This window comes from Mycobacterium syngnathidarum, from assembly GCF_001942625.1.
GTDB lineage: Bacteria > Actinomycetota > Actinomycetes > Mycobacteriales > Mycobacteriaceae > Mycobacterium > Mycobacterium syngnathidarum.
Genome location: NZ_MLCL01000093.1, coordinates 146,990 through 165,645, shown reverse-complemented (window position 1 = coordinate 165,645; position 18,656 = coordinate 146,990). Strand labels below are relative to the sequence as shown.

General features: G+C 66.7%; 18 protein-coding genes and 1 pseudogene. 9 read left to right on the top strand and 10 right to left on the bottom strand.

Features of this window, described 5'->3' with window-relative positions:
- Window positions 1-2: 2 nt before the first annotated feature.
- Entirely contained in the window at window positions 3-842 is an 840-nt protein-coding gene (locus BKG60_RS30505) for an SDR family NAD(P)-dependent oxidoreductase (RefSeq protein WP_075910441.1), read from the top strand.
- On the opposite strand, the gene BKG60_RS30500 is transcribed toward BKG60_RS30505, so the two are convergent.
- Window positions 843-1,682 carry a class I SAM-dependent methyltransferase gene (locus BKG60_RS30500; RefSeq protein WP_083650395.1) on the bottom strand — a complete coding sequence of 280 codons (840 nt, stop codon included), beginning with the start codon at window positions 1,680-1,682 and terminating at the stop codon, window positions 843-845. It abuts the gene before it with no gap.
- A 391-nt stretch (window positions 1,683-2,073) separates the two neighbouring features.
- Between BKG60_RS30500 and BKG60_RS30495 the strand changes: the two genes are divergently transcribed.
- Window positions 2,074-3,219: a glycoside hydrolase 5 family protein gene (locus BKG60_RS30495; RefSeq protein WP_070186194.1), complete on the top strand. Its 1,146-nt coding sequence runs from the start codon at window positions 2,074-2,076 to the stop codon at window positions 3,217-3,219.
- Window positions 3,220-3,223: 4 nt separating this feature from the next.
- On the opposite strand, the pseudogene BKG60_RS30490 reads toward BKG60_RS30495, so the two are convergent.
- A pseudogene (locus BKG60_RS30490) lies at window positions 3,224-3,472 on the bottom strand (alpha/beta hydrolase); the annotation flags it as partial.
- Window positions 3,473-3,566: 94 nt separating this feature from the next.
- Between BKG60_RS30490 and BKG60_RS30485 the strand changes: the two are divergent.
- Window positions 3,567-4,463: a LysR family transcriptional regulator gene (locus tag BKG60_RS30485; RefSeq protein ID WP_070186158.1), complete on the top strand. Its 897-nt coding sequence runs from the start codon at window positions 3,567-3,569 to the stop codon at window positions 4,461-4,463.
- Here BKG60_RS30485 and BKG60_RS30480 read toward each other — a convergent pair.
- Window positions 4,460-4,813, bottom strand: coding sequence for a VOC family protein (locus BKG60_RS30480; RefSeq protein WP_070186157.1), 354 nt, complete (start codon window positions 4,811-4,813; stop codon window positions 4,460-4,462). The genes BKG60_RS30485 and BKG60_RS30480 overlap by 4 nt on opposite strands.
- Before the next feature lie 130 nt (window positions 4,814-4,943).
- Here BKG60_RS30480 and BKG60_RS30475 point away from each other — a divergent pair, with 130 nt between their 5' ends.
- On the top strand, window positions 4,944-5,723 hold the full coding sequence (locus tag BKG60_RS30475; RefSeq protein ID WP_070945638.1) for an SDR family NAD(P)-dependent oxidoreductase: 780 nt from the start codon (window positions 4,944-4,946) through the stop codon (window positions 5,721-5,723).
- Here the strand turns inward: BKG60_RS30475 and BKG60_RS30470 are convergent.
- The 5 genes from BKG60_RS30470 to BKG60_RS30450 form a co-directional block, all read right to left on the bottom strand.
- Window positions 5,688-6,311, bottom strand: a complete 624-nt coding sequence (locus BKG60_RS30470) for a TetR/AcrR family transcriptional regulator (RefSeq protein ID WP_075910440.1) — start codon at window positions 6,309-6,311, stop codon at window positions 5,688-5,690. The genes BKG60_RS30475 and BKG60_RS30470 overlap by 36 nt on opposite strands.
- An 8-nt stretch (window positions 6,312-6,319) precedes the next feature.
- Window positions 6,320-7,525: an FAD-dependent oxidoreductase gene (locus BKG60_RS30465; RefSeq protein WP_075910439.1), complete on the bottom strand. Its 1,206-nt coding sequence runs from the start codon at window positions 7,523-7,525 to the stop codon at window positions 6,320-6,322.
- Entirely contained in the window at window positions 7,518-9,683 is a 2,166-nt protein-coding gene (gene helR / locus BKG60_RS30460; protein ID WP_120765092.1) for an RNA polymerase recycling motor ATPase HelR, read from the bottom strand. Before helR ends, BKG60_RS30465 begins: the two co-directional genes overlap by 8 nt.
- A gap of 106 nt (window positions 9,684-9,789) precedes the next feature.
- Window positions 9,790-12,324 carry a DEAD/DEAH box helicase gene (locus BKG60_RS30455; RefSeq protein WP_075910437.1) on the bottom strand — a complete coding sequence of 845 codons (2,535 nt, stop codon included), beginning with the start codon at window positions 12,322-12,324 and terminating at the stop codon, window positions 9,790-9,792.
- Window positions 12,325-12,401: 77 nt separating this feature from the next.
- The gene (locus tag BKG60_RS30450) at window positions 12,402-12,875 is read right to left on the bottom strand and encodes a carboxymuconolactone decarboxylase family protein (protein ID WP_070186152.1); all 474 of its coding nucleotides are present in this window, start codon (window positions 12,873-12,875) and stop codon (window positions 12,402-12,404) included.
- 100 nt (window positions 12,876-12,975) lie between these two features.
- Here BKG60_RS30450 and BKG60_RS30445 point away from each other — a divergent pair, with 100 nt between their 5' ends.
- From BKG60_RS30445 to BKG60_RS30435, 3 genes are all read left to right on the top strand, one after another.
- The gene (locus BKG60_RS30445; RefSeq protein WP_083650394.1) at window positions 12,976-13,809 is read left to right on the top strand and encodes an adenylate/guanylate cyclase domain-containing protein; all 834 of its coding nucleotides are present in this window, start codon (window positions 12,976-12,978) and stop codon (window positions 13,807-13,809) included.
- A gap of 75 nt (window positions 13,810-13,884) precedes the next feature.
- A complete protein-coding gene (locus tag BKG60_RS30440) occupies window positions 13,885-15,018 on the top strand; it encodes a ferredoxin reductase (RefSeq protein WP_075910436.1) in 1,134 nt (377 codons plus the stop codon).
- 29 nt (window positions 15,019-15,047) lie between these two features.
- On the top strand, window positions 15,048-16,319 hold the full coding sequence (locus BKG60_RS30435; protein WP_075910435.1) for a fatty acid desaturase family protein: 1,272 nt from the start codon (window positions 15,048-15,050) through the stop codon (window positions 16,317-16,319).
- On the opposite strand, the gene BKG60_RS30430 is transcribed toward BKG60_RS30435, so the two are convergent.
- The gene (locus BKG60_RS30430) at window positions 16,273-16,965 is read right to left on the bottom strand and encodes a cutinase family protein (protein ID WP_075910434.1); all 693 of its coding nucleotides are present in this window, start codon (window positions 16,963-16,965) and stop codon (window positions 16,273-16,275) included. The genes BKG60_RS30435 and BKG60_RS30430 overlap by 47 nt on opposite strands.
- A 72-nt stretch (window positions 16,966-17,037) precedes the next feature.
- Here BKG60_RS30430 and BKG60_RS30425 point away from each other — a divergent pair, with 72 nt between their 5' ends.
- Both BKG60_RS30425 and BKG60_RS30420 read left to right on the top strand, forming a co-directional pair.
- Window positions 17,038-17,415 carry a nuclear transport factor 2 family protein gene (locus BKG60_RS30425; protein ID WP_070186148.1) on the top strand — a complete coding sequence of 126 codons (378 nt, stop codon included), beginning with the start codon at window positions 17,038-17,040 and terminating at the stop codon, window positions 17,413-17,415.
- Between the two features lie 24 nt (window positions 17,416-17,439).
- Window positions 17,440-18,159, top strand: a complete 720-nt coding sequence (locus BKG60_RS30420) for an NUDIX hydrolase (RefSeq protein WP_075910433.1) — start codon at window positions 17,440-17,442, stop codon at window positions 18,157-18,159.
- Window positions 18,160-18,162: 3 nt separating this feature from the next.
- Here BKG60_RS30420 and BKG60_RS30415 read toward each other — a convergent pair whose 3' ends face one another.
- Window positions 18,163-18,603, bottom strand: coding sequence for a flavin reductase family protein (locus tag BKG60_RS30415; RefSeq protein ID WP_083650393.1), 441 nt, complete (start codon window positions 18,601-18,603; stop codon window positions 18,163-18,165).
- Between the last annotated feature and the right edge of the window lie 53 nt (window positions 18,604-18,656).

The window sequence follows — 18,656 nt, the reverse complement described above, 5'->3', positions numbered from 1 at the left end:
CCATGACACGGGTGACGGTGATCACAGGCGGCGCAGGGGGCATGGGACTGGCGACGGCCAAGGTGGTCGGCCGCGACCAGGCGGTGGTGCTGTGCGACGTGCGACAGGATCGGCTCGACTCCGCTGCGAGCACCCTGAGTGATCTGGGTATCGCGGCCACGACCGTCAATGCCGATGTCACCGATCGGGAAGCCGTCGATCGGCTGATGGCAACCGCGACCGGACTGGGTGACGTCGCCGCGGTCATACACGCGGCCGGGGTCAGCCCCAGCATGGGTGACGCCGAATACGTCATGAGAACGAATGCGCTGGGCACGCTGCATGTCAACGAGTCCTTTTTTGCCTCGGGAGCACAGGGCACGGCAATCGTCAACGTCGCGTCGATGGCGGCACACCTGCTCCCCGAGGAAGTCGTTCCCGCGCAGCACTTCCCGCTGGCTATGCAGGACCAGGACCGTTTTCTGGCCGAGATGCTGGCGGCGTGCGACATTGCCCCGGAAGACATGAGGTCAGGCATCTCCTATGCCATCAGCAAGGCATTCGTGAAGTGGTACAGCTCTGCGCAGGCCGAGCGGTTCAACACCCGGGGTATCCGGATCCTGTCGGTGTCACCGGGCTCCGTCGACACGGAGATGGGCCGGCTCGAAGAGCAGGCCGGAGCCGGGGCGATGGTGGCCGATGCCGCGATCCCGCGGTGGGGCAAGCCGGAGGAGATGGCGGATCTGCTGGCCTACTGCGCCAGCGAGCGGGCCGGTTATCTCACCGGTACCGACATCCTCAACGACGGCGGTGTCGTCGCCTCGATGCGTGAACGCGCCCGGGTGGCCGCCGGCAGCAGCTAATCAGCCGAACTCGAGCAGCGTGTAGGCGCCGCGAAACTGCTTGGTGGGCTTGAACTGCCAGAACGCCGGGAACACGGTGCCGAAAAACCATCCGCGGCCGTTGGGCATCGGCAGGTCGTGTACGGCCGTGATACCGGGCACGGTATCGGCCAGAGTTGCCAATTGCGCGGGGGAGAGGCTGAACGGCATCGGTGGCACGCGGTAGTGCCGCGAAGACCGCATGCCTTTCGGCGCGAACTTCTTCACCAGCACCGGCGGCAGGTCGAAGACCATCTGGCCACCGGGAAAGCGTTTGGCGCACTCGGCAATCAGATCCAGGGCTTCTTCGGGTTGCAGGTACATCAGCAACCCCTCGGCAGTGATGAAGACTCCGCCGGCGGGGGCCACCTCGTCCATCCAGCTGTAGTCCAATGCCGATTGTGCCCGGGCGGCGATGCGATCGGTTGCGGGCAGGAGACGTTCGCGCAGCTCGATGATCGGCGCGAAATCGACGGTGAGCCAACGGAACCGCGCGCCGGGCAGTGCCGCATTGAGTCGCCAGAAACTGGTCTGCAGGCCTTCGGCCAGTGCGACCACCGTTGCCGACGGGTGCTCGTCGAGGTAACGCCGGGCGGCCTCGTCGAAGGCCAGTGAGCGCAAGGCCATCTCCTGGCCCTTGCGCCGACCGAATTTGTCGAAGTCGAAGGCGATCGAATCCGCGAGCTCGACGGCCATGGGATCGTCGATGATGGCGTGGGGATGCCGCGCTTGATGGGCCCGGCCGTTGAGCGTCAGCAGTGCGGTTTCCGAAACCCCGGTCAAGCTGCCGGCGTCGACCCTGCCACCTTCTGGGAGTTCCACCACCGCAACCTACCCGCCGTCATCCGGCCATGGTCTGCGGATGGCGTCGCAGTGGTCCACGTGGTTGGTGCCGATCGAGCTGGGGTCATGGGCCTCCAGCAGGCTTTTGGCGTGCGCCACGATCCGGCCACACCTGCCCGCACCCGTAGGGTGTCCGGGGGCCCCATGGATCGGCGATGCGGTCAGTCACCGTGAACAGGTACCCGTCGCCGGGGAGCTCAAACCACAGCGCCGTGCCGTGCAGTCGGTGTCCGCGTCGGGTACACCTCGAGTGGTGGGCACGTTGACCACTCGCAGCATCCGTCAGTGCCGATGTTGGATACGAAATCTTAAGGAAGCCAGGTTGTTTGGTAGTTCGGTGCAGCACATCAGGCAGGCCGCGCATGGTCGGTTGGCCCGTCGGGCGGCGTTCAAGGTCCCGCTGGTCATGACGGCCGCCGCGGCCTTGGGCAGGGTGCCGTCGGCGCACGCGAAAATCGATGGCCACGGGGCCCGATGGTCACCCGAGCGGGCGCACCGCTGGTACGCAGCCCAGGGTTGGCTGGTCGGTGCCAACTTCATCCCGTCCAACGCGGGCAACCAGCTCGAGATGTTCCAGCCCGAAACCTACGATCCGCAGCGGATCGACACCGAGTTGCGCCTTGCTCGGCTGGCCGGATTCAACACGGTGCGGGTTTTCCTGCACGACCAGCTGTGGGCTCAGGGCCACGTGGGTTTTCAGAATCGGCTGGCTCAATTCGTTGCCCTGGCATCCAGCCACGGCATCAAACCGTTGTTCGTGTTGTTCGACTCTTGCTGGGACCCGTTTCCTCGGTTGGGGCGTCAGCGACGGCCGCGGCCCGGGATACACAATTCGGTGTGGGTGCAGAGCCCGGGCGCGCAGAGACTCGACGATCACCGGTACCGGCGAACGTTGCGTGAGTATGTCGTCGGCGTGATCAGCCAGTTCCGTCACGATGACCGGGTTCTGGGGTGGGATCTGTGGAACGAACCGGACAATCCCGCAGCCACCTACCGTGAGGTGGAACGGCAGGACAAGATCAGCTTGATCGAAGAACTGTTGCCGCAGGTTTTCGCCTGGGCCCGCTCGGCCGACCCCGTGCAGCCGTTGACCAGCGGGGTATGGGACGGGGCCTGGGCTGACCCGAAGCTGCGGAGCGCGATGGCGACCATTCAGCTCGACCACTCGGATGTGCTGACCTTCCACAGCTACGACCACCCGGCCGGGTTCGAGGCCAGGATCGGCGAACTGGCACCCATGGGACGCCCGATCATGTGCACCGAATACCTGGCACGAGGTGAGGGCAGCACGGTCGAGGGTGTCTTGCCGATCGCGAAACGGCACAATGTCGGGGCCTACACCTGGGGCTTGGTGGCAGGCAAGACGCAGACTTATCTGCCCTGGGATTCCTGGGACCACCCCTACAAGGCGCCCCCGCGGGAGTGGTTCCACGACTTGTTCCACGAGGACGGGCGTCCGTACCGAGACGGCGAGATCCGCACGATCCGGAAGCTGACCGGACGGCCGTATCCCTGAGACGTCATCGCCTGCCCATGCGGCTGACGTCGGCGATCGCGGCAGCGAACCGTTCGGGTGCCTCCTGTGGCACGTTGTGTCCGATGCCGTCCAGCACGCGGTACTCGTAGGGTCCGGTGTAGAGCGCGCGATAGCCCGCACCGTCTTTGGCCGCACCGTCGAAGTCGGATCCGATCGTGATGGTCGCGACCGTGACGGGCGGTCTGTCGGCCAGCCGTGCCTCGTCGGCTGAGGAAGCCGAAGTTCCTTCTGCTCGGGCTGGTGGTCTCCATCCCACCCGCACCGGGCCATCAAGTCCAACGATTGGATCTGATGGACATCATCCATCAGATAGATAAGGTGGCTCCGTGGAGTTACGGCAGATCGAACACTTCATCGCCGTGGCAGGCGAGATGAGTTTCACCCGGGCCGCTGAGCGGGCGCATGTCGTGCAATCGGCGTTGTCGACCTCGATCGCGAAGCTGGAACGTGAGCTCGGGGTGGAACTGTTCGACCGGTCGCGGCAGCGGATCAGCTTGACCGCCGCGGGCGAGGCCTTCCAGGTTCGCGCCCACGACGTGCTGCACGCGGCTCGCGCGGCAGCCGAGTCAGCGGGGCAGTTCCGTGGATCTCTCATGGGCACTGTCGAATTCGGGTCCCTGATCTCCTACGGCCCGGTCGACGTCGGCGGTGCCCTCGGTGACTTTCACCGGGCCCACCCGCATGTCCGGTTGCGGTTGAGGCTCAGCCAGTCCGGCGCATCGGCCTATCTGGCCGCACTGCTGGAGGGCTCGCTGGATCTGGCCCTGGTGTCGCTGCCCAATCGATTCCCGCCGCAGCTCGAGATGAAGCTGCTCTTCGAGGAGCCGATGTTGTTCGTCTGCCGTGCGGACCATGCCTTTGCTCGGCGCCGCCGCCTCGACCTGGCGGACCTGGCCGACGAGGATCTGGTCGGCTTCCCGCCGGAATTCGGTCTGCGCCGCCTGATGGACGAGGCGTTCCATCTTGCCGGGGTGGAGGCGCACACGCAGTACGAAGTTCCGGCCGGGTTCGCCGCGATCGCCGAACTGGTCGGCAACGGTCTGGGCACCGCCTTCATGCCGGCGTCGGAGGCGCGCCGCTTCAGCGAGCTGCGGACCGTTCCGTTGCGCGAACCGGCGGTGTGGCAGGTCTACCTCGCCGCACCACCGATGGAGCGGATGACCCCGGCTGCAGCGCGTCTGGCCGAAACCTTGCTCGCCGCAGCGGCTTCGGCCTCCGGCTAGCGCGCCAGCGGTTTGTAGAACACCAGGCCGTTGCCCTTGTTGTCGTAGACCACGGCGCGGCGCTCGTGAGCGTCGTCGTAAGGCTGTTTGATGATCCCGCCGCCGCTCTCCTCGATGGCCTTGGCCGCCCCGTCCACGTCGTCGGTTTTGATGCCGACCACGACCTGGCCGGGAATCGGGTGGTCAACCGAGGTGGCGAGGGCCAGCGTGAGGGATCCACCGTCGAGGGCGGCGAAGTGCGCGCCGTCGCGGAACTTCAGCGGCATTCCCAGCGTCTCGGTGTAGAAGCGGATCGACTCATCCAGGTCGTCGGTGGACAGGATGATCATCCGGACATCGTGGTCGGGCATCGAATTCCTCCTAGGTGCGCGCACGTTCAGACTAGGACAGACCCGCCCCGCCCGAACAGAGTCTGAATCTCTACTGGTATAGAGACTTGGAAACCTTGTCCGGACCCCCGAATCCCAGGAGACACCGACGATGACGCTGCAATTCGACCTGTCGCACCGCCGGGTGTTGATCACCGGCGCCGGACAAGGGGTGGGCCGCGGTCTTGCCGATGCCTTCGCCGCGGCCGATGCCACCGTGCTGGTCAACGACCTTCGACGGGAGCGAGCCGAGGCGGTGGCCGCAGAACTGAGGGATGCCGGCGGTGACGCGATGGCCGTGCCGTTCGATGTCACGGACTACCCGGCCGTCACCGAGGCGATCACACAGGCCGGGCCCGTCGACATCCTGGTCAACAATGCGGGCAACGCCGGGGCCGAGGGCTTCGCCGCCCGGATGCCGTTCGCCGAAAGCACCCCCGCGGATTGGGATCCCTTCCTGCAGGTGAATCTGTATGGCGTACTGCACTGCACCCGGGCGGCACTGCCGGCGATGGTGGAACGGCAATGGGGCAGGGTCGTGACGATCGTCTCGGACGCCGGCCGGACGGGCGACGCCAGCGGAGCCGTGTACGCGGCGGCCAAGGCCGGTGCCGCCGGCCTGACCCGGTCGATCGCGCTGGAGAACGGCCGGTACGGAATCACCGCGAACAACATCGCGCTGGGCACCATGCGCACACCGCTCACCGAACCGCTGTGGGCTGAGATGGCGGATTCGCCGCAGGCCAAAGCCATCCTGTCGCGGTACCCGATCCGCAGGCCCGGCCTCCCCGAGGATCTCGCCTACCTGGCGGTGCTGCTGGCCAGTGACCACGGCTCCTGGATCACCGGTCAGACGCTACCGGTCAACGGCGGCTACTCCTTCGCGATGTGAGGTGGCCGGAGCCGCCGCGACGATCGCGGTGATGATGTCGCGGAGCTGTTCACAGGAATTGATCGTGCGGTCGCCGCGGGCCAGCGCCAGCATCAGACCACTGATGAAAGTCAGCAGTACATAGGCTTTTTCGTCGATCAAGCCAGGGTCGGTGTCGGCCGGACAGAGGGCGACCACGACGTTGCGGTGCAGTTCGAAGAGCCGCTGCCGATTGTGGCTGAACGCCTCGGCCAGCCCGGGGTCGCGGCCGGATGGCATGGCGAGCTCGAAGCGGGCCTTGCTGCGCACCAGGCGGGCCCCGGATCCGGATCGGATCACCAGCCGGGCCAGGCCGCCCACATCACCGCGGGTTCCCGAGCCGGTGGCCGCGGTCAGGTCGGCCAGGTCGAGATCGGCGATGCGGTTGGCTGCGGCCCGCATCAAGGCCGAGCTGGTGCGGAAGTAGAACGACGTGGTGCCGTCGGGAACACCGGCCTTGCGGTCCACCTTCAGGTGAGTGACGCCTTTGACGCCCTCGCGGGCCAGCAGAGCTATTGCCGCATCGCACAATTCGCGTCGACGTTGTTCGGGGTTCTGTTTGCCGGCCACGTGAGCACCTAACGGCGGGCCGGCACGGGGACGTGCTCCGGACGCACCCCGGTGCCCACCAGGTAGGCCGGGATCGCGGTGAGCTGGGGCAGCCGGCGCACAAGGCTCACCAGAGCCCCAGGTGGGTTGATGTCGGCACCGGCCATCACCGGCGCCATCACCTGGCGATGCAGGATGCGTTGCAGGCCTTGGGTAATGGTGGTCGGCAGGGCGCGCTGGCGCTGCACCGCGGCCAGGTCGGACTCGGTGACCCGGTGCTCGCGCAGCGGCTGGTACAGCAGTCGTGCCGCCGCGGCCGCGTCCTGGATCGCGACGTTGATTCCCACCCCGCCCACCGGTGACATGGCATGGGCGGCATCGCCTATGCACAGCAGGCCGTCGCGATGCCACCGAGGCAGCCGGTTGAGCTGCACATCGAGGTGTTTGACGTCGTCCAAGGAGGTGAGCGTGTCCACGTCGGCCTCGGGGATCAGCCCGCCCAGCTCGGCATGGAACGCATCCAGGCCGCGCGCCCGCAACTCGGCATCGCTGCCTTTCGGGATCAGGTAGGCCACCTGGAAGTAGCCGGTGCGGGGAATCATGATCAGCGCCCGGCCGGGTGCGGTCCGCGGGATCAGCGAGTACTGGCCATCCTCGGTGCGCGGCAGCCGAAACCACCACACGTCGAAGGGCACCGGGTATTCCCGCGGGGTGAAGCCCGCCTCCCGCCGGACCAGCGAGGCGCGTCCGTCGCAGGCCACGGTGAGTTCGGCGCGCAGCTCACCGTCGCCGTCGGGGCCGGTGTAGCGCACCCCGGCGATGCGGTCGCCCTCACGCAGCAGCCCGGTCACCTCGGTCTGCATCAGCAAGGTGAAATTGGGTTCGTCGCGGCCCGCGTCGGCCAACAGATCGAGGAAGTCCCACTGCGGCACCATCGCCACGTACCGGTGGCGCTGCCGCAGCCGTCGGAAGTCCACGAAGGTCACGGGCCTGCCGTCGACCGGAAACTCGGCCTTTTCCACCAGGCTGTGGCCGATCTTGTTGAACTCGGCGAACAGGCCCAGCTCATCGAGCATGCCCATGGTGCTCGGATGCACTGTGTCACCACGGAAATCGCGCAGGAAGTCGGCGTGCTTCTCCATGACGGTGACCGATACTCCGCACCGGGCCAGGAGCAGCCCGAGCATCATCCCGGCGGGGCCGCCGCCCACGATCGCACACGTGGTGTCAGACACGGGCAAGTCCGCCCAGTGCGTCGGGCAAGGGTTCGGTGTGTAGCACGCCGAGGCGCTGGGTCGCGCGGGTGAGGGCCACGTACAACTCGGCGGCACCGCGGTCACCATCGGCCAGGATGTGCGCGGGCTCAACGACGAGCACGGCGTCGAACTCCAGGCCCTTGGTTTCCGACGGGGCCACCGCCCCGGGCACCTCGGGTGGTCCGATCACCACACATGTGCCCTCACGGTTGGCCTCTTCGCGCACGAATTCTTCAACAGCAGAAGGGATTTCGTCGGCAGTCAACCGCCGCGACCAGGGCGCTACACCGCAAGACCGCACCGACTCGGGCGGCTGTACCCCCGGGGCGAACTCGGCCAGCAGCGCACCGGCCACCGCCATGATCTCGGCCGGGGTGCGGTAGTTCACCGACAGTGTTCGGTAGATCCACCGGCCCGGCACGTACGGCTCCAGCACCGTGCCCCAGGACCGTGCCCCGGCCGCCGACCGGCGCTGGGCCAGATCGCCGACCACCGTGAAGGATCTGCGTGGGCAACGACGCATCAGCACCCGCCAGTCCATTTCGGACAGTTCCTGGGCCTCGTCCACCACAACATGACCGTAGGTCCAGTCTCGGTCGGCCGCAGCACGTTCGGCGAGTTCGCGGGTGTCGCGTTCGAGGAACCGGTCGGCCAGGTCCTCGGCGTCGATCAGGTCGCTGGCCAGCAGATGATCCTCGTCGTCCATCAGATCCTCGCGGGCAACCATCAGGTCGAGAACCCCCGCGGCGTATGCGGCTTCCTCGCGTCGTTCGCGTTCGGCGGCTTCGTCGGCGGCTTTGTCCCGGCCCAGCAGGTCGACCAACTCGTCGAGCAACGGCACGTCCGAGATGGTCCAGGCACTGCCTTCGGTACGGAAGAAGCCGGGGTCGGCGCCGGCTGCCTGCAGCCGATCGGGCGACGAATAGAGCGTGGCCAGCAGGGTTTCGGGGGTGAGGATCGGCCAGAGCGTATCGAGCGCTTCGGCGAACGCGGCGTTGTCGTCGAGTTCGCTGACCACGCTGGCCCGCAGTTCTTCCCACGCGGCCTTGTCCTGACGGCTCAGCCAGCCCTTGCCGATACGCGCCACGGCCCGTTCGGTGAGGACGTAGGTGACGATGTCGCGGAAGGTCGCACGGGCCTCGTTGTGCGGGAGCCCGGTCTCGCGCGCCTCCTCGATGGCCCACTGCGCGGTTTCGGCGTCGATGCGGACGGTGACATCGGGCAGGTCGATGTAGATCGGCTCGTCCGGGACTTCCTGGCGGTCGGCCACCGCGGCGGCCAACACGTCGAGGATCTTCAACGAGCCCTTGAGCGCGGCCACCTCTGGTGCGTCCTCGGCGGTGACGTGCAGGCCCGGAACCAAGTCCCCGGGCGTCATGAACACCGCATCGGATTCACCCAGCGAGGGCAGCACCCGGCCGATGTGGTTCAGGAACGCCTCGTTGGGGCCGACCACCAGAACGCCATGCCGTTCGATCCGCTCGCGGTGGGTGTAGAGCAGATAGGCCACCCGGTGCAGCGCCACCACGGTCTTGCCGGTGCCGGGGCCGCCCTCGACCACGAGCACCCCGGTGTGCTCGTTGCGGATCACCTCGTCCTGCTCGGCCTGGATCGTCGCGACGATGTCGCGCATCCCTTCCCCGCGCGGGGCGCTCACCGCTGCCAGCAGTGCGGCATCGCCTTCGTCGCCCTCGGTGGGCCGGCCGAGCACCTCGTCGGTGAAATCGAGTATGCGGCGGCCGAGGGTGCGGAACTGGCGGCGCCGGCGCATGTTCTCCGGGTTGGCCCCGGTCGCGGTGTAGAACGGTCGCGCCAATGGTGCCCGCCAGTCGAGCAGCAACGGCTCGAAGTCGTTCTCGCGGTCGAAGATGCCCAGGCGGCCGACGTAGAGGTGCTCTCCGGCAACGGTTTCCAGCCGTCCGAAACACAGACCGTTGTCGGCTACATCGAGCCGGTTGCCCTCTTTGGCCAATGCACGCACCTCGGCGTCGCGTTCCACCGCGGAGCCGCCGTGCTCGCGCAGCGCCGTGCGGTACCGCTCACGCACCCGGATGCGCTCGGCGTCCAGGCGGGTGTAGAGCCCGTCGACATAGCTCTGTTCGGACTGCACTTCGACGTCGTGATCGTCAGCTGGCACGTGCTCCCTGTTCATCCGTGGCTTACTTCGGCCAGCGATTGTGCGCCATCACCCGGGCCTTGCCGCAAGGCCCCCGGGTCGCGATAAAATCAGGGTCAGCAACTGCTCATCCCATGCGGCCGACATCCACGATACGCAGCATCGCGGCGCCTTCTTCGTCGCTGGCGGCCAGGTCGACTTCCACGTCGAAGCCCCAATCGTGATCCCCGGCAGGATCTTCGAGGATCTGTCGAACACGCCACACCTGCGGTTGCCGGTCGAAGATCAGCAACGCCGGGCCGCGCGCGTCGGCCCCGGTACCCACCTCGGTGTGCTCCTCGAAGTACGCCTCGCCGGCCTCGGCCCAGCGCTCGGCCGTCCAGCCGCACGTGGCATCGAGTGCCCCCAGCTCGTCCCAGCGGGCCCGGGCGAACAGCTCCACCCGGCGGAACAGCGCGTTGCGCACCATGGCGGTGAACGCCCGTTCGTTGCCGGTCAGCGGGCGCGGCCGGGCCGGTACCGCCACCGGAACATCGTGAGGTTGGTCCGGGCTGGTGAGCTGCTCCCACTCGTCGAGCAGGCTGGAATCGACCTGGCGGACGAGTTCACCCAACCACTCCACGATGTCGGCCAGTTGTTCGGTTCGGGCTGCCGCCGGTACGCCCGAGCGCAACGCCTTGAACGCGTCCGACAGGTACCGCAGTACGGCTCCTTCGGAGCGCGTCAGCCCGTAGAGGCTGATGTACTCGCGGAAGGTGAGCGCGCGCTCCCACATCTCGCGTACCACGGACTTGGGGGACAGGTGTCCGTCGGCGGCCCACGGGTTGGTCTGCCGGTACACCTCGTAGGTGTGCTCGAGCAGTTCTTGCAACGGTTTGGGATAGCTGACCTCGTCGAGCAGTTCGATGCGCTCGTCGTACTCGATCCCGTCGGCCTTCATCTGGGCCACCGCCTCGCCCCTCGCCTTGTTCAGCTGGGCGGCCAGGATCTGGCGGGGATCTTCCAGAGTGGCCTCGATCACCGAAACCACGTCTAAGGCAAAGGTTTCCGATTCGGTATCCAGTACGTCGACGGCGGCCAGCGCGAAGGTGGACAGGGGTTGGTTGAGGGCGAAATCGGGCGGCAGGTCGACGGTCAGCCGGTAGCGGCGACCATCGGCCTCGGGTTGGTCGAGACGTTCCACCACGCCGGCCTGTAGCAGGGAGCGAGCGATGCCGACGGCCTCGCGGATGTGCTTGAGCTGGCGTTTGCGCGGCTCGTGGTTGTCGGTCAGCAGGCGGCGCATCGCCGCGAAGGGATCGCCTGGCCGGTCCACCACATCGAGGATCATGGCCGTCGACACCCGCATGTTGCTGGTCAGTGCTTCGGGGGCGGCGTCGATCAGCCGGGTCATGGTGTTCTCACCCCACGGCACCATGCCCTCGGGGGCCTTGCGCCGCACCAGTTTTCGGCGCTTCTTCGGATCGTCGGCCACTTTGGCGAACTGCTTGATGTTCTCCACCTCGTGGTCGGGTGCCTGCACTACGACCGTGCCGACGGTGTCGTAGCCCGCCCGTCCGGCCCGTCCGGCGATCTGGTGGAACTCGCGGGCATTGAGCAGGCGCATCCGGGTGCCGTCGTACTTGGACAGGGCGGAGAACACGACGGTGCGGATCGGGACGTTGATGCCGACGCCGAGCGTGTCGGTGCCGCAGATCACCTTGAGCAGCCCGGCCTGGGCCAGCTGTTCCACCAGCCGTCGGTACTTGGGCAGCATGCCGGCATGGTGGACGCCGATGCCGTGCCGGACCAACCGGGACAGCGTGGTCCCGAACGTCGTCGAGAAACGAAACCCGCCGATCATCTCGGCGATCGCGGCCTTCTCCTGCTTGGTGCAGACGTTGACGCTCATCAGCGCCTGCGCCCGCTCCAGCGCCGAGGCCTGGGTGAAGTGCACGACGTAGATCGGCGCCTGCTTGGTCTCGAGCAGGTCGGCGATCGTCTCGTGCATCGGCGTGGTGGCATACGAGTAGAACAACGGCACCGGTCGCTGCGCGCCGGCCACCAGCGCCGTCTCCCGCCCCGTGCGCCGGGTCAGATCCTTGCGCAGGAACGTCACGTCGCCCAGCGTCGCCGACATCAGCAGGAACTGGGCCTTGGGGAGTTCGAGCAGCGGAACCTGCCACGCCCAGCCGCGATCCGGGTCGCCGTAGAAGTGGAACTCGTCCATCACCACCAGACCGATATCGGCGTCGGCCCCTTCCCTCAGCGCCAGGTTGGCCAGGATCTCGGCCGTGCAGGCGATGATCGGCGCGTCGGCATTCACCGAGGCATCCCCGGTGAGCATGCCGACATTGGCTGCGCCGAAGACGTCGCACAGCGCGAAGAATTTCTCGCTCACCAGCGCCTTGATCGGCGCGGTGTAGAAGCTGCACCGATCGGTGGCCAGCGCGGCAAAGATGGCCCCGGTGGCCACCAGCGATTTACCCGATCCGGTCGGCGTCGCGAGGATCACGTTCGCCCCGCTGACCAGCTCGATCAGGGCCTCCTCCTGTGCCGGGTACAGCGTGGTGCCGTTGGCCTCGGCCCAGGCGGCGAAGTCGGTGAACAGGGTGTCGGCGTCGTCGCCCTTGGCGCGCAGCGCCGACAGGTCGTTCGGGTCGTCGAGCAGGGGAGTGGTCATGTTGGTAACCAGCGTGCCAGTTGGCCCGCACCGCCGATCGCCCGGTCGGCCACCCCCCTGCTCTGTTGCGTGAGCCGCTATCCGAACTGTCCCGGCTGGTAGTCCCCGGCGGGCATCTCGACGATCACGTTCAGGCGGTTGACGGTGTTCATGAAGGCGATCAGGCAGACCAGTGCGGCCAGCTGATCCTCGTCGTAATGCTTGACCGCGTTCGCCCACACCTCGTCGCTGACCCCGCCCTGCGCGTCGGCGATCCGGGTGCCCTGCTCGGTGAGTTCCAGGGCCGCTCGTTCGGCCTCGGTGAACACCGTCGCCTCGCGCCACGCCGCGACCAGGTGGAGGCGCTGCTGGCTCTCCCCGGCGACCGCGGCGTCCTTGGTGTGCATGTCGGTGCAGAAGGCGCAGCCGTTGATCTGGCTGGCGCGCAAGGCAACCAACTGTTGCGTGGCACTCGGTAGGGCCGAGTCCGTGATCACCTTGCCCGCCGAGGTGATGTATTTGAGCATCTTGGTGGCGGTCCGGTTCTCGAACAGGTTCAAACGAGCGTCCATGGTGTACTCCCAGTCGAAAGTTGACGGTGACGGTGACTTGCATCCTCGAGACACCGCGGCTCGCCGAAATGTGACATGCGGCGATAATCAGCGGGTGCCGATGCCGTCCACGCTTGAAACCGTCCTGTTGGTGGTTGTCGTCGTGCTGTTCGCGGCGTTCGTCACTTTTCTGGTGCTGTTCATCGTGAGCAGGCGCCAGCTGACGAGGGCCCGCCGTGAGATCGAACGCATGAAACTCGACGACGAGGATCGCCGCCGCAAGCGCCGGCGCGGCGTCGCGCCGTTGGCGATCAAGACCGTGTTTCAGACCGCGGACATGCTGATCAACAAAGGGCTGGGTGCGACGGTTCGCAACTCGATCGAGGATCTGGCCGGGTGGGCGCAGGTGGAACGGCCGGATCTGGCCCGGCTGACCGCTGACGGGCGCGTCGTGATCGTGTTTTCCGACATCGAGGGCTCGACCGAGTACAACGCCTCGATGGGCGATCGGGCATGGGTGAAGCTGCTGGAGAAGCACAACAAACTTGTTCAGTCCTGTGTCGACAAACATGGCGGTCACGTCGTCAAAACCCAGGGCGACGGTTTCATGATCGCGTTCGCCGATCCGAAGAACGCAGTGCGGTTCGCCACGGATGTGCAGCGGGCGCTGGCCGAGAATCCGCAGCGCTGGCAGGCGATCCGGGTGCGCATGGGCGTGCACATGGGCACCTCGGTGCGCCGCGGCGACGACCTGTTCGGGCTCGACGTCGCGATGGCAGCCCGGGTCGCGGGTCAGGCCGACGGCGGCGAGGTCCTGGTCAGCGAACCGGTGGGCGAGGCGGTCAGGCCGTTCGGCGACGTCGTGCTGGGCGCGCCGAGGGAAGTCGAGCTCAAAGGACTTCCGGGAAGCCACGTGCTCTACCCGGTGCTGGCCGAACGTGAGGCCGGCGTGTGAGCTGAGCCCGTGTGGGTACTCGGCACACATGTGTTCACCAAACCTGGCCTTCGCGCAGCGGCACGGTGAGTGCCGATGACCCGGACGTTGCGGCGGTTGACGCGCTGGACCGAGAAGCCGGCGCGAGGCGTCGAGACCGCTTCGCCCCGCAATGTCAACGTGGTTCGCGGCTTGCTGGCACGGGCCACCACACCGCTGTTGCCCGACGACTATCTCAAGCTCTTGAACCCGCTGTGGTCGGCACGGGAACTACGTGGCGAGGTCGTCGATGTCCGCAAGGAGACATCGGACTCGGCCACCGTGACGATCAAGCCGGGTTGGGGATTCTCCGGTGACTACAAACCGGGCCAGTACGTGGGCATCGGGCTGCACATCGACGGGCGCTGGCATTGGCGGTCGTACTCGCTGACGTCGGTGCCGCGCCGCAACGCGGAGTTGATCTCGATCACGGTCAAAGCCACCCCCGAGGGGTTTCTGTCCACGCACCTGGTCAACGGGGTGAAACCGGGCACCATCGTGCGGCTGGTCTCGCCACGCGGCGACTTCGCGCTACCCGACCCGCCGCCGGCCAAGGTGTTGTTGGTGTCGGCCGGCAGTGGCATCACGCCGATCATGGCGATGCTCAGGTCGTTGAAACACCGCGGGCACAACCCCGACATCGTGCACATTCACTCCGCGCCGGATACCGACAGCGTGATCTTCTACGACGAGCTGCGAAACCTCGACCAGACGCTGTCGGGCTACCGACTGCATCTGCACCTGACCGAGGATCGGGGACACCTCGACTTCGGTGCTGCGCTGGCCGAGATCGCCCCGGACTGGGCGCAGCGCCCGGCCTGGGCCTGTGGCCCGCCGGAGATGCTCGACACCATCGAGGCCATCTGGGCGGATGCGGGACAGACCGAAAACCTGCACACCGAGCGGTTCGTCATCGCCAGGACCGACCGCGGCGGAGAGGGCGGGACCGTGACGTTCGCCTTCTCCGACAAGAGCATCGAGATCGACGGCGCCACATCACTTCTGGAAGCAGGTGAGCGGGTGGGAATCCAGATGCCCTTCGGTTGCCGGATGGGCATCTGTCAGACCTGCGTCCTGCCACTGGAATCCGGGCACGTCCGGGATTTCCGATCCGGTGCCGAGCACGGGGCGGGCGACCGGATCAACACCTGCATCTCCACCGCTTCGGGGGACTGCACGCTCAACGTTTGAGGACGTCTTCGACAACCGCAAGGAGGAACATGGCCATCGCCGACATCAAGCGGTACGCGCACCTGACCGAGGAAGATGTCGAGGCACTTGCCGCTGAACTCGACACGATCCGCGCCGACGTGGAGGAATCCCGTGGGCAACGCGACGCGCGCTACATCAGACGGGCCATCCAGCTGCAGCGCGCCCTCGCCGCAGGCGGTCGAATCGCCTTGTTTGCCAGTGGAAACCGGATCGCCCGCTACGCCGGCATCGGGATGCTGGCCACCGCCAAGATCATCGAGAACATGGAGCTCGGCCACAACATCATCCACGGCCAGTGGGACTGGATGAACGACCCCGAGATTCACTCCACGGAATGGGAATGGGACACCACCGCGCCCAGCGTGCACTGGAAGAAGTCCCACAATTTCATCCACCACAAGTACACGAACGTCGTCGGGCTCGACGACGACATCGGGTACGGCATCATGCGATTGACGCGCGACCAGCGGTGGGAGCGGTGGATGATCGGCAACCCGATCTACAACCTGCTACTCGGCACACTGTTCGAATGGGGAGTGGCCGCCCACGGTCTGGAGACCACCAGATTCCGTAAGGGTGAGAAGTCGATGGCCGAGGTGCGTAAGGACCTACGGGTGATCGGCAAGAAGGTCGGCAAGCAGGCGGGCAAGGACTACCTGGTCTACCCGGCCCTGTCGGGACCGAACTGGAAGCACACCCTGAAGGCCAATTTCATCGCGAACCTGATCCGGAATTACTGGGCCTACGTCGTCATCTTCTGTGGGCATTTCCCCGACGGTGCGGAGAAATTCACCCGAGAGGAGTTCGAACGAGAGACGCCGGGTGAGTGGTACCTGCGCCAGATGCTCGCGTCGGCCAACTTTCACGCCGGGCCGCTGATGGCGTTCATGAGCGGCAATCTGTGCTACCAGATCGAGCATCATCTGTTTCCGGATCTGCCCAGCAACCGGTACGCCGAGATCAGTCAGAAGGTGCGGGCGCTGTGCGACAAGTACGACCTGCCATATACGACAGGATCGCTTCCCCGCCAATACTTCCAGTCGTTCTGGACCATCCTGAAGTTGGCACTGCCCGACAAGCTGCTGAAGGCCACTTCCGACGACGCGCCGGAAACCCATTCGGAGCTCAGGTTCCGGGTGCGGGAGGGGATGCGCGAGAGCTTCGGGGTGGATCCTCGCACCGGTAGGCGCCGAGGTCTGCGAACGGCGTTGCGTGAGCTGGAGACCGGCTCGATCACCGTCGAGCAGCGGGCGCCGCGGGCGGCTGGACGTGACGTGTGACCCATTGCGCGGCAAGCTTGATCAGGCCTGATCTCGGATAGCTGATGTGCGCATTCCAGTCTCGGCCGAGCGAACAGATCGGGTCATTGGTGTTGCACAGGTCGGCGGTCCTGGCGCCGAAGGCCGGGCTCATCCGGGTGAGCGGCTGACCGAGGCGCGCCGAGGGATTCCCGAACACCACGACCGAGGCGACACGTGGGACGACGGCGGCCGGGAGCGGTGCGTTGTAGCCGAGCCCGCCGACGGGGGAGGTGGCGACGACGTCGACGACGGCCGCCCCCTGCGAATAGCCGCCCATCACGATCTTGGTCTTGGGGCAGCGGGCCGCGGTGGCCTGGACGCGCTTGCTCATGTCGGTGGCTCCGGCCGCGGCTTTCCAGAAATCCCATGACGCGGGGTACTGCACCGCGTAGGTGCCCACCGACGCGCCTTTGACCATCGGGCGCAGCGTGTCGACGAAGGCCTTGCCGACATTGCCGATGCCTGCGGGTTCGTCGGTACCTCGGGCGAAGACGACCTCGATGTCGGGACAATCCGGGGCGGCCCAGGCCGAGGGGGCGTCGACGGCCGTCACGATCGTGGCCACGGCGGCGGACGCAGTCACCGCTGCGACGCCCGCGAGGGCCGAGACCTTACGGACACCCACGAATCACTTTTACCACTGTTTTAACAGCGATGCCCAGGCATACCAGGTTCGGGTAATGGGTATCACCAAGCGGTGACCAGCCCAGTTCTCGACGAACTCCTGCACATCGAGCGTGCCGGGTGGGATTCGTTGTGTGAGTCGACCGGCGCGGATTTCTACGGCGACCTGATGCTGCCCGACGCGGTCATGGTGCTCGCCAACGGCATGGTGATGGACCGCAACACCGTTGTCAGCGCACTGGCGCAATCGCCGCCTTGGCGGGCCTATGAGATCAGCGGGGTTCGGCTGATCTCGCTCGACGAGGACAACGCGGCCCTGGTCTACACGGGTACGGCCTACCGCGACGACGAGGAGCCCGCGTTCGTCGGTGCCATGGCCAGCGTGTACCACCGGGTCCAGGGTGTCTGGAAGCTCGCGCTGTACCAGCAGACCCGCAAGCCGGACCAGTGAGCGACGTGCGCATATGGTCGAGCGGTGACGATCGCTTATGACGAAGTCCTGCGCGCCCGCATCGGCACGCATCTGGCGGGGTATCAGCGCCGTGCCGTGACCGACCCGACGAAGCGGCACGCGGCCGTCGCGGTGGTCCTCGTCGATTCCGAGCTCGGTGAAGACCGCGTGGACCCGGCTCCGGTCGATGAGTGGATCGACGGCCGGCCGATGCCGGAACCCGGCCTTGACGGTCGTATGGTCGACGTGTCCGGCGGTGCTGCTTTCCTGTTGTGCCGCAGGGCTTCTCGATTGTCTTCGCACGCCGCGCAATGGGCACTGCCCGGTGGCCGGCTGGATCCGGGGGAAAATGCCGTCGACGCCGCGCTGCGGGAACTGGATGAAGAGGTCGGGGTCAGCCTGCCCGACTCGGCGGTGCTGGGACTGCTCGACGACTATCCGACCCGCTCCGGTTATGTGATCACCCCGGTGGTGATCTGGGGCGGTGGCCGGCTCGAGCTGCGGCCGTCCCCCGACGAGGTGGTGGCGGCCTACCGAGTGGGCCTGCATCAATTGCAGCGCGAGGATTCGCCGCGGTTCATCACGATTCCGGAGAGCCCGCGCCCCGTCGTGCAGATCCCGCTGGGCAACGATCTGATCCATGCGCCGACGGGCGCGGTGCTGCTGCAGTTGCGCTGGCTGGCCCTGGAAGGCCGCACCGATCCGGTCGACGAGCTCGAACAGCCGGTCTTCGCCTGGAAGTAGCGCTCAGGCGTCGTGGCCGGGTGGCAGATCGGCCACGTCGGTGAGGCTGACCCACGGCCGCGGTTCGTCGGGGGCGTGGCCGTCGACCGGATTCAACAGGTAGCCGACGTGGTCGCCGAGATCGAACCGGTCGACGATGGCGCCCACGAACCAGGCCGGGGCCGCATCGAGGATCGGTGTCTGCGCGGGACCGGCATGCCACTCGCACTCGGCGAACTTGTCGACCTCGTCACCGGTCTGCCCGCCGAACCAGCGGGCCAGCGCCAGGTCGCCGCGCGCCAGCAGGTGTACCGCCAGATGCGTGGCGGCTTCCGCGGTGGTGAAGGTGTGGTTCTTCTTGGAGATACCGACGAGGAAGCGGGGTGGGTCGATGCTGGCCTGCGTGGTGAAGCCGACCAGGCAGCCCGCCGGGCCGCTCTCGGCCCGCGCGGTCACGATGAACATCGGATAGTCGATCAGGCCGACGAATGCGTCGAAACTTTCCCAGCTGTGCGCCA

Bases quoted from the DNA above. Each gene is read 5' to 3' on its own strand.
- BKG60_RS30505 (WP_075910441.1), top strand. From the start codon at position 3: ATGACACGGGTGACGGTGATCACAGGCGGCGCAGGGGGCATGGGACTG.
- BKG60_RS30480 (WP_070186157.1), bottom strand. From the start codon at position 4,813: ATGCCCGACCACGATGTCCGGATGATCATCCTGTCCACCGACGACCTG.
- BKG60_RS30415 (WP_083650393.1), bottom strand. From the start codon at position 18,603: ATGTTCATCGTGACCGCGCGGGCCGAGAGCGGCCCGGCGGGCTGCCTG.
- BKG60_RS30475 (WP_070945638.1), top strand. From the start codon at position 4,944: ATGACGCTGCAATTCGACCTGTCGCACCGCCGGGTGTTGATCACCGGC.
- BKG60_RS30445 (WP_083650394.1), top strand. From the start codon at position 12,976: ATGCCGTCCACGCTTGAAACCGTCCTGTTGGTGGTTGTCGTCGTGCTG.
- BKG60_RS30435 (WP_075910435.1), top strand. From the start codon at position 15,048: ATGGCCATCGCCGACATCAAGCGGTACGCGCACCTGACCGAGGAAGAT.
- BKG60_RS30450 (WP_070186152.1), bottom strand. From the start codon at position 12,875: ATGGACGCTCGTTTGAACCTGTTCGAGAACCGGACCGCCACCAAGATG.
- BKG60_RS30440 (WP_075910436.1), top strand. From the start codon at position 13,885: ATGACCCGGACGTTGCGGCGGTTGACGCGCTGGACCGAGAAGCCGGCG.
- BKG60_RS30455 (WP_075910437.1), bottom strand. From the start codon at position 12,324: ATGACCACTCCCCTGCTCGACGACCCGAACGACCTGTCGGCGCTGCGC.